Here is a 10,599-nt window from a genome sequence, read left to right as displayed (position 1 = left end):
CTTTCCTGGTCTTCTCTTCTAAACCTCCGAATTCTTAACTTATCCTAATGGGGAAAGAGCTCGGATGTCTCAGGGTATAAAGCTATCTCTTTTTCCCCTTTGCGGGCGATTTCTTTTTCGCCTTTGAAGAAGCTTTTGTTGGCTTCGCTTTGGTCTTCTTTGCAGGCTTTGAAACCTTCTTTGTTTTCGCCGCTGTCTTTTTAGGCGCAGCTTTCTTCACCACAGCCTTCTTACTTTTTACTTCTTTCTTCCCCTTTGCCTTTTCCTCTTTCTTCTCCACCGCAACAAACCTCTCCACCGTCCACCCCACGGCGAGGCCTGTGATCGTCTCTCCAGGTTTCACTTCGACAACCAGGTCACCTTTACTCGCGGCACGCTTCCTCACACCAGCCAAATCTAATCTCGCAGATTTTGCCGCGCCTTTGCTCATGTGGATGGTAGCGACGTGATTCGGTTTTCCGCTGGCAACTGCTAGAAGCGTTTCTTTGGCAGGCAGGTCCCATGCAACCACGCCCTTGCCATAACGTCCCTGCCTGGGGAATTCTTTTTCGTCCACGCGCTTGGCTTTACCATCATTTGCTAGCAGGAATATCTCACCTTCGGCGGGCAGAACTTCCATGCCAACCACTTCATCCTTATCTTCCAATTTGATGCCATTCACACCTGCGGCAACAAGCCCCATCGGGCGCACGTCATCTTCCTTGAAGCGGATCGCCATGCCGCTGGACGTAAATAGCATGATGTCCTTCTTCTTTCCATCTGTGAGCCCAACCCAGCCGAGTCTGTCACCTTCGTTTACACGCACCAGGGTAAAGGTCTGTGAGGAGGGGCCCGGCAATTCTGTGATCAGTGTCTTCTTGACCATGCCAAAGCGCGTGGCTGTCAGCACGCAAGTCTCTACTCCCAATGTCGATTTACTGGAGGGTAGTGCGAACACCGCCGCGAGTGGGTCAGTTTCGGTAAGCGGCGATACCTTGTAATACATCGAGCCCTGACTCATCTTGTCCGCTTCGGGGATCAAATGCGCGGCAACTGCAGCAGTTTTTCCCAATTTGCTGACGAAATAAACAGTGTCGGTTGTGCTGGCTTTTATCAAGTAACGCGGCGCATCGTTGCCTGAATGCTTCGGTTGTTTATCGTCGTGCGTGCGCGAAACGAGGCCATCGTCGGTTACGCCGATCCATACTGCCTGATGGGGCAGCTCACGCGCGGTCAATGTCCTGCCAGCTTTTCCGCCCTCTTTCAGGTTCACAATTTGCGTACGGCGTCGGTCACCATAAGCGGCTTTTACCTTCAACAATTCATCCGCAACCACGCCGCGCATCAACTTCGGTGACTTCAATAAAGTCGTCAACTCCTTGATGATCCCAGTCACTTCCTTGTATTCGGTTTCGATCTTCTTGCGTTCCAACGCGGCCAGCCTGCGCAACTGCATATCGAGGATCGCGTTGGCCTGCAACTCTGTCAGCTTGTAACGCTTCATCAGTTTACCCCGAGCAGCATCCACGTCTGATGCGGAGCGAATAAGCTCGATCAATTCATCCAGATTCTTTAATGCGATTAAATATCCCTCGAGGATATGCGCGCGCGCTTTGGCTTTATCCAGATCAAATTCAGCGCGTCTCTTGACTACCGTCAGCCTGTGTTCCACATAGACGCGCAATGCCTGCTTGAGGGTGAGTGTGCGCGGCTCGCCATCCACCAACGCCAGCAAATTGATGCCAAAGGTGGTCTGCATGGGCGTGCGTTTATAAAGATTGCGCAAAACGATTTCGGGATCGGCATTCTTCGTCATCTCGAGCACAATGCGCATTCCCTGACGATCGGATTCATCGCGCAGGTCGGACAGGCCTTCGAGGTGACCATCGCGCGCCAACTCTGCAATGCGCTCGATCAAACTGGACTTGTTGACCTGATACGGCAATTCTGACACAATGATTCGGCTCTTGCCTCTTTCCATCTCCTCCACATGAGCCTTGGCCTGCACGGTAACTCTTCCGCGCCCCGAACCATACGCTGATTCAATTCCATCTTCGCCCTGCTCTTGAATGATGAGGCCGCCCGTTGGAAAGTCCGGGCCTTGCACGAACTTCATTAATTGTTCAACATCGATATCGTCGAGTTTTTCCCACCGCTGGATCATGTAAATTAGCGCATCCACGATCTCGCTCAGGTTGTGCGGCGGAATTGAAGTTGCCATACCTACCGCGATACCAGTCGCGCCGTTCACCAAAAGATTCGGAATCGCAGAAGGCAAAACATTCGGCTCTTCGAGCGTGTCGTCAAAGTTGGGAGTGAAGTTAACTGTATTTTTATTAAGATCAAAAAGAATATCGAGCGCAGCAGAGGTAAGACGCGCTTCTGTATAACGCATGGCCGCAGGCGGGTCGCCATCCACAGAACCAAAGTTACCCTGACCATCCACCAGCATAGTGCGCATGGAAAAATCCTGCGCCATGCGTGCCATGGCTTCGTACACCGCCGAGTCACCATGCGGATGATATTTACCGAGCACCTCACCCACGATACGCGCAGACTTCTTGTAGGCCGTATCCGCGCGAATGCCCATATCATACATTGCATATAGAATACGCCGCTGGACAGGCTTGAGTCCGTCACGCGCATCAGGCAACGCACGCGCCACAATTACACTCATCGCATAATCAAGATACGACTGCTGCATTTCACTATCGATGTCTATTTTTCTAACGATACCTAGTTCCATATGAAGTCCTTTTTGAACCGCGAAGTACGCTAAGCGCGCTAAGTAAAAAAACCTTTTGGGTTTCTTCGCGTTCTTTGCGGTCTTAGCGGTTAATGATCTCTTCGTAGTGAATGTATGTTCTATTGCGGGGCTTATCTTACGGGGAAAGAGAAAAGGCGTCAAGTGTGCAGGATCATCACACTTTTAGGTGATTGTTCGGCGTTATATAAACCGTAAAATTTAATTCATTAGAGGTGTCTTATGAAACTTAACACATCAAAAGAAGTATGGATCGCGCGCGTGGTTGCCTGGGTGATTCTGGCTGCGGTTTCACTTGGCATAATCTTCGTCACCACCTTCATGCTGGGACCAAGCCTATTCGCTGTGCCGAAATTGGATGAAAAGATCGCGGTGGCGATCTACTGCCCCGGTGCGGAAAGTACATCGCTCGAAGAAGGTACATCCACACAAACTACCACAAGCCCATCAGGGACTTATGGGCACACAGTGGAAGTCACTTGTTTCTTTACAGATGGAAGCACGAAGATCATCAGCAATGAGCAGTTTGCTCTGGCCTCCATCGGTGGCATGTTCGGCCTCGGCGGGTTATGTGGCGTGGGAATATCCATTCTGCTGATGCTATTGCCATTGTTCGTGATACGGAAGAAAAAAGCAGGTTGATTTACATCGTTTACCCTTTGTACACGGATCGGACGGATAATACGGATAACTACTGCAAAAACATAAAGCCTTAACGCAAAGACGCCAGGACGCAAAGAAAATTAAAGTTTTGGAGCAAAAGTTTCAACTATTGCTCAAGGAACGCACAGGAGTGAAGTTATCTTTTTAAAAGCTTTGGCGACTTTGCGCCTTCGCGTTAAAACATTAACTTTTCACAGTGGACTCACGGATTCTTAAAGGTTTTTCCGTGCAGCTCCGTGTACAAAAAATCGGTTGGCTTCACAGTTCCCAGATCAGATATCCCCTTGAAAGAATTTTCTTCTGCAAATTGATCTTATATCCCCTCTGAGCCAGCGCCTCTGCAGAGGAAATGAACCACTGCTTGAATCCATAGACTTTCGTCGAGGAGGTCTCTGCCGCACACCTCTTCCATGCTTCAAAAAAATCGTAAATGGGCCCACCTTTTACAACATGGTGAATTAAATTCTTGGGCAGGATGGTTTGAAATTCCTCCACGTCAAACCCTAAACGAAAATTCGTACTAAAAACCAAAGCCTCAAATCTCCAGTCGCTTCCAGACAGCGAGCTGTCGGACTCCAGAGTTTTTCTTACAACATTCGCGCACCAAATACTCCCAAACGGATTCGACGTTCCTTCGATCATCAATCCGCCAGGCAAAACATATTTAGCAAGGCGTTCATAGGCAGGCTTGAATTCCGCCTCGTCGTATTGACGCAGGACATTAAATGCGCGGATCAAACGCACAGATTCACCTGACTGCAAAGGCAGGTTGAATCCGCCCAGCCGAAAGTGTGTGATGTCATCTGCATAAGGTAACGCAGCTTCCACCCGCTCCTTGTCAATTTCAACGCCGAGGATGCGGAGATTTGGATTCAACCTTCTGAAACGCGCGGCGCTTTCGAGGGTGGTGCGAGGGTCAAAGCCGTAGCCAAGGTCAACAAAAAATGAATCGGCGAACAGGCCGTCGGTCCGCGTGGGAAGCGATGGCTCAAAAAGCAGGATGAAGTTATCCACACGGCGGAGTCTGTTTGAGGCAGTCTTTCCACGGGTGAGTTGTCCAACTGGTTTTTTGCTTATTGTCTTTTTCATTTAGGCTGATTATACTGATTCAAATTTTTCGTGAGAACATTTTCAAAGCCATCAAGGAGTATGTATGCAACTTAATCAGGAATTATTGCGTTCCCTGCTGATCATGGGAGATGTGATCGAAGCGCGTGATACGTACACGGGCGGGCACGTCTGGCGTGTTTCTCAACTTGCAAAACTACTTGCGATCAAACATGGTCTTTCAAATGATGAAGCCGTTCATGTTGGCATTGGCGGATTCTTGCATGACATCGGCAAGGTTGGCATTCCAGATTCGATCCTGCGCAAACCAGGCAAGCTGGACGACGCGGAATTTGCAACGATCAAGACCCACCCGCGTATTGGCGCAAACTTATTGAATGAACATCCGTTGGGGGAACTGGTGTTGGATGTTGTACTTCATCATCATGAACGGCTGGATGGCAAAGGCTATCCCGATTCACTGGATGGTGACAGCCTTTCGTTCGACGCACAGATCATCGGCCTGGCGGATGCTTTCGATGCGCTGACAAGTTCAAGGCCATACCGCAAAGGGACGAAGGTCGAGCAGGCGCTCGCCATTTTGATGAAGGACAGCGGTTCGCAATTTAACCCGCAACTGCTGGCCGATTTAGACGCATTGAGCCTCGGCTCGGGCCTTGCGCACATCGTCGGGCACAGTGACGAAGGCATTCCACTTATCGATTGCCCCGCCTGCGGCGCAGTCTTCACCATTACGCGCCATACGCATGACGGGGATATTGCATTCTGCCGCACCTGCACTGGAAAACACATTATGCACAAAAAAGCGGATATATTCGAAGCGGAATTCACCGGCACAACCGGCGCTCCAAACGATCTATTGCCCCTGCCAAACATGGATGTGATCACAGATTTCGTCAAGAAGATTCCAACCACACTGGATGTGAAATAGGAAAGAAGCTGTTACAAAAAATCCCCGCGTTGAAACATGCGGGGATTTTTAGAAATATTTACATAAGTATTTGTAGGGCGGGTTTGTAACCCGCCAAAACCTATATTTCAAAGGATTGTCAGGCTAAAAGCCTGACCTACAAGTGACTTTCGCAAGATGTATAAATAAAATTACTCGCCTATTTTCGTCATTTCAAAGTCATCAAAGATCACTGTTGCGCCATTGTTCTGGTCATCGGTGGCCGCAAACAAGCCAACCACACCGCTTGTGTAGGTCGTATCGGAAACGCTGTCGATCATCTGTCCATTCACATAAAGTGTCATGGAGCCATTGCCACAATCCAAGCCCAGGCGCATGGAGCTGGCGCTGGATGAGATCACATCCGATGTGCCTTCCTTGAGGTACTGATCATCCAGAGCAACGAAGGATGTGATGAAGGCGTAATAACCATCCGGGGATACGCCCACATAATAGAAGGCATTCGTAGTACCCTGTTCATTGCATATGATTCCAAATAGTGCTTCCGGGTCTGTGCTTTCATTCTTCACACTAACTTCAATATGAACATTTTCATAGGTTTCAAGGCCGGGCGTAGACCATGAAACATAGAACGGCTCAAACACAACCATTTTCAAACCGCCATTGTCATACTCTGCGGAACTGAAACTATCCGTGCCAGTACCCCAGCCGCTGTCGCTGTTTGAAAAATCATCACTGGGCAATGGGTTGAGCAGCGAGCCAAGGTCAGGGGTGGCGCAGGCTAAAGAAGCCAGCACAATCACAATAACTGCAATAAATACTTTCAAAATATTTTTATTCATTTTCTTCTCCTTTTATGTGGGCGGTATTTTAGCATCCCTCAACCTCACGCACAGGGTACTTAACTCCCACCTACTCGCCACGTTCCACAACCACGCGCATCTCATTCCCATCTGTCGTTACGTCGATCCAGCCGTTGCGGTCTGTGCGTAACAACGAATACTCAACCAAAGCATCCAGTACATCTTGAGATGGCAAACCGTCCGGGTCACCTGCGGCAACGCTCAACACCACCAGTTGCGGATTCAAATTTTCAAAAATATCAATTGGGTTGGAGGGTGCATACCCAGAATCCGAAAGCAAAAGCACATCCACTGTGCCAATCACATTTCCATACTCCATGGACTCATACATGCCATCACTTATACCAATTGGAAGCAACGCGCGGAAATTTCCATTTTGGATGAGAAGCACGCTTCCTCTCGGACCTGCGGCCTGCACCTCGATAAATGCGCCATCGCCCAGCTCTAGCCTTTGTCCCGCTTCCGCACGGCTGACAGGGGTTTGCTCCGCTGCGAAATATTTATCCAGCAATTGCGCAGAGAATGAAGCCTGCACATTTCCGCTCCACAAAACATTATCAGGCGGATATCTTTCGATGACACGCGGAAGAGCGGAGAGTTGATCCTCTTGGGTGGAGGCAATGATGAGCCAGTCTAGCTTGCGCGAGAAAAATGGAAGCCTTCTGCCAAGTTCATCTGACAGTTCAGAAGTACTCGCGCCGCCGTTGATCAGAATATTCCTGCCCTCCGATGTTTGAATGAGGACTGCGTCTGCGGAACCAACTTCAAGAAACGTAATGTGAAATTGTCCATCGCCAGCGGTGGAGGCAGATCGCCATAGTACCATCATGCAAACGAATAGGAATGCAAGAGTCGCCGTCAAGGCAACGGCTCGAAGCGAAACTGCAGCAGATTGGAACCAGTCTTTAATGCGCGACCAGTTGAAGGTCACAGTAAGAAGCGCGATGTAAAAGAAGAGCACGATCCAGATGGATGAATCGCCAAGAAAGATCGTCCCATGCGGCACACGGTCAAAGAATTCCACCATGCGAATGGTGTATGCCGCAAAAGGCCAGGCGATCCACGCAATGAGTTGACCGAGAGGTTGAATGACGAGGCTGGTGAAAACAGCCAACCCGCCAACGATCATCACTGCGGGCTGGACAGGCAGAATGAAGGGATTGGCGATAAATGAAATCAGGGAGATGCGTTTGAAATGATAGGCCATGATCGGAATGGTTGTGAGTTGAGCTGCGAGGGTAAGGATGACATTTTCGTTGATGATGCGCGCGAAGGTACTTGTATCATAATTTGAAACTTTGGCGATCAGGTTGTCGGTGAAATTCGAGAACGGTTCGGCATAAAGGATGAGACCGAGTGTGGCGAAGAATGAAAGTTGAAAGCCCACATCCCAAAGCACCAGCGGGTTGATGAGCGCCATGATGAGTGCTACTGCCATGAGCGCATTTAAACCCATATTGCGCCTGCCAACCTGGCGTGCGAATAATGAAATGCTCCCCATGAATGCGGCGCGCATCACTGCTGCATCCCCACCGACCAGAAAGGCATACATGAAAATTCCGATGATCGCGATTAATGCGCCAGCGCGTTCGTTTGTAAGGTTTTTGAAAATGGAAAAGAAGATACCTGCAATGATGGCAATGTTAAAGCCTGAGATGGCAATGATATGTGCCGTGCCTGTATTCTTGAACGCGTCCTGCAACTTGCGCGGCAGGCCGGTATCCACGCCGAATAGAATGCCCGCCAACAATGAAGCTTCAGGGTCTTGATAAAGACGATATGTATTTTCCAGCAGTTTCGATTTTAGTTTGTAGATCTGCCTGGTGATTATATTACCGCCATTCCCCGGCAGTTCCGTCACCTCGGCAGTGGACATATAAGAATGAATGCCATCGCGGGCGAGATAATCACGATAGGAAAACTCTTCATCTTCAGGCGGAGTTTTTAATTGTCCGCGGACACGCACGCGTTGACCGTATTCATAAACCTGATTTTTTTCAACGCGCACGAGGAGATAACCAGAAACAAGCAGGTCACCACTGCCAGTGTCTACAGCTTCCGTCATCAGTTTGAGGTTGGTGTAATTATCGCGGTAATCGGGCGGCTCTGTGAGGTGACCCGTAATCAACAGGTCGTAGGTGCGGTCATTGTAAAAAGCAATATGGAAGGCATCGATATTCGGCTGGCGGATTTGATAATAGGTAGAACCGAGGAAGAGGAAGATAGGAAGTGCGAAGTAGAAGGGAGGGATGCGTGATATTTGATGCGTGATGCGTGATGCGTAATCCGTAATATATGTCTGCTGGTCGAGTAGGCGGTGCTCTCCCGCCGTATCGAGACCAGTGTTACGTGATGAGAGATGACGAAGAAAGAGGAAGAGAAGAAAGAAGGCAACAGAGATCAATAACCATGCCCAGGTGGGAAGGAAGACGAGACTGGCAAGGATGATCCCCCCGAGGAAGGATAAAGAAATCCATAACAATGTCATGTTATGGATTTTACATTAGATTTTGTGTTATGAAATAAAAGAGAGTGTCACGCTGAGCGGTAGCGAAGGGTCTCTATCCCGGAGTCAGAGATTCTTCGCTTCGCTCAGAATGACACTTCATTACTCACTTTACTGATATGGCCCGTCACCGGGGGAGCCCCCATATACACTGATCCAATTGGTTTCTGTGTCTGGCAAGCGTGGGTCTACACGTTCGGCGGACGTGCAATCGCTCAGGTGCAGCGGTATATGATCCAGATTGTCATCGCCGATATTGACAGGGTAGGGACCCTCGATGCGAGGTGTGCCGTAAGTATCCACAACATCATCTATGATCGCCTTGCCGCCAACGTAAAGCGTGAGTGTATCGTAGCCGTTCGCGTCGCTGATGATCCCAAAGAAATCATCTCCCAGGGTATCGCTGGATTCCGCGGTTAATATGATTGTACCGGCGGGAAAATTATAGGGCATGCGCTGCCCAATAATATCGCTCTCAGTGTAAATAGGCGAAAGGACAACTGCATAACCGTGTGCGGGGATCACGGTTGCATTTGTGATTGAGGAATTGTCAAAAAGAGCATTGGAACGAGTACCCCAGGCAACAAGATGATCTGGGGTTCCTTTTTCACCCTCATCGAAGAGCCACCAGCCACCCACGTCCACGGGTTGATCGCCATAATTATAAAGTTCAACATATTGATTGAATTTTCTTGAATCAAGATTGCCGCAAGGGTTCCCCATAATTTCACTGATCGCGATGGTATGTCCGCCCAAAGCCGGCTGATCTGGGATAGTGGCAGATACTGGGGATTCAACATAAAGTACCCGGCATATGCGCTCAGTTGTATAAGGGACTGGTGTACCTGAAATAAATGAGACGGCGATTACCGCGTCACCGGGGATGCTGGGTGCCAAAAAAACAGCGGTAAGCCCCTGGCCCGTCCAAACCACTTCCCCTATGGTGGCGCTCCACTGAATGGTTGTATTGGCTGGGATCTGTCCATCCAACGTAAGCGCGATCTGCTGGCCAACCGCCACCTGACAAACATCAGGCAGAATTGCCGCCTTATTCGTTGCGGTGCTGCCTGATGATCCGCAAGCATTTAACCAAAAAAGTGAGATGAGGGATAGATAATGAATGGGTCTTGTGTTCATAATGTTCTTCGGTATATCTCATGGCGCAGTCACAACTGTCTGAAGGGAAAAAATGGAACTTTGCGAACAAAAATTTTCGGATACGCTTACCGTCATAAATCCGTTACCAGGCTGGTCACTAAAGCGGGCGCTGACCTGACATCCGCGCTGCGCCCCAAGCGTCTTGAAGATGGCACCGGCATATTCCCACGAACAGGATAAAGTGACATCTTTGTTGACCGAATTGGCCGTCACCGTGATCGCTTCGCCCGGCTGCACTTCGATCATGCTGGATGGCTGGAAGAAGCCGTCCCTGCCAGACACCTGAAAATTAATGGTCACCGGAGGCTGGCAGGATGGAAATACACTCCAAAAACCGATCAGGGAGCCAGCCCACAATAAACCTAAAGCCCATAATGGCAAACCGGAAAGATAAGGTTGAAGCTTTTCGGAAGAGGTGAACATTTTTACTTTTGGGATCTCTATTCCTAACCGTAAAAACATCAAAAGCGTGGCACCCAATGTCAGGCTGAAATACGCCAGGGCACTCTGTGGGTTATGGCTTTGCCCCAGCCAGGTGATGAATTGAACTGGCACAATCGAGAGGCGTAAAATGATCGCCCATGCGATCAACAAAGTCACTACAAAATAAACGGCCAGCCCGGATATGAATTCAAGAGGTTTCCTGTTCATCATGCCCTTCCAATTAGATTATGCCAGAGGACAGAAC

The 10,599-nt window shown here is 49.3% G+C and carries 8 protein-coding genes; 2 read left to right on the top strand and 6 right to left on the bottom strand.

Annotation, left to right across the window (positions count from 1 at the left end):
• Positions 1–82 precede the first annotated feature (82 nt).
• Positions 83–2,725, bottom strand: a complete 2,643-nt coding sequence (gyrA, locus tag AC14M5_RS00190) for a DNA gyrase subunit A (protein WP_484027593.1) — start codon at positions 2,723–2,725, stop codon at positions 83–85.
• 240 nt (positions 2,726–2,965) lie between these two features.
• On the opposite strand from gyrA, the gene AC14M5_RS00185 reads away from it, so the two are divergent.
• A complete protein-coding gene (locus tag AC14M5_RS00185; protein ID WP_484027592.1) occupies positions 2,966–3,385 on the top strand; it encodes a hypothetical protein in 420 nt (139 codons plus the stop codon).
• A 279-nt stretch (positions 3,386–3,664) separates the two neighbouring features.
• Here the strand turns inward: AC14M5_RS00185 and AC14M5_RS00180 are convergent, their stop codons facing one another.
• The gene (locus tag AC14M5_RS00180; RefSeq protein ID WP_484027591.1) at positions 3,665–4,495 is read right to left on the bottom strand and encodes a methylase; all 831 of its coding nucleotides are present in this window, start codon (positions 4,493–4,495) and stop codon (positions 3,665–3,667) included.
• A 64-nt stretch (positions 4,496–4,559) separates the two neighbouring features.
• Between AC14M5_RS00180 and AC14M5_RS00175 the strand changes: the two genes are divergently transcribed.
• Complete coding sequence (locus tag AC14M5_RS00175) at positions 4,560–5,405, top strand: HD-GYP domain-containing protein (RefSeq protein ID WP_484027590.1); 846 nt, start codon at positions 4,560–4,562, stop codon at positions 5,403–5,405.
• A gap of 170 nt (positions 5,406–5,575) precedes the next feature.
• Here AC14M5_RS00175 and AC14M5_RS00170 read toward each other — a convergent pair whose 3' ends face one another.
• The 4 genes from AC14M5_RS00170 to AC14M5_RS00155 form a co-directional block, all read right to left on the bottom strand.
• Positions 5,576–6,226: a hypothetical protein gene (locus AC14M5_RS00170; RefSeq protein WP_484027589.1), complete on the bottom strand. Its 651-nt coding sequence runs from the start codon at positions 6,224–6,226 to the stop codon at positions 5,576–5,578.
• 70 nt (positions 6,227–6,296) lie between these two features.
• Positions 6,297–8,735, bottom strand: a complete 2,439-nt coding sequence (locus AC14M5_RS00165) for a ComEC/Rec2 family competence protein (protein ID WP_484027588.1) — start codon at positions 8,733–8,735, stop codon at positions 6,297–6,299.
• Positions 8,736–8,864: 129 nt separating this feature from the next.
• Positions 8,865–9,890, bottom strand: coding sequence for a lamin tail domain-containing protein (locus tag AC14M5_RS00160; protein WP_484027587.1), 1,026 nt, complete (start codon positions 9,888–9,890; stop codon positions 8,865–8,867).
• A gap of 18 nt (positions 9,891–9,908) precedes the next feature.
• Positions 9,909–10,562: a hypothetical protein gene (locus tag AC14M5_RS00155; RefSeq protein ID WP_484027586.1), complete on the bottom strand. Its 654-nt coding sequence runs from the start codon at positions 10,560–10,562 to the stop codon at positions 9,909–9,911.
• Between the last annotated feature and the right edge of the window lie 37 nt (positions 10,563–10,599).

Source organism: Candidatus Villigracilis sp. (assembly GCF_057083605.1).
This window is presented reverse-complemented; position numbering and strand designations above follow the sequence as displayed.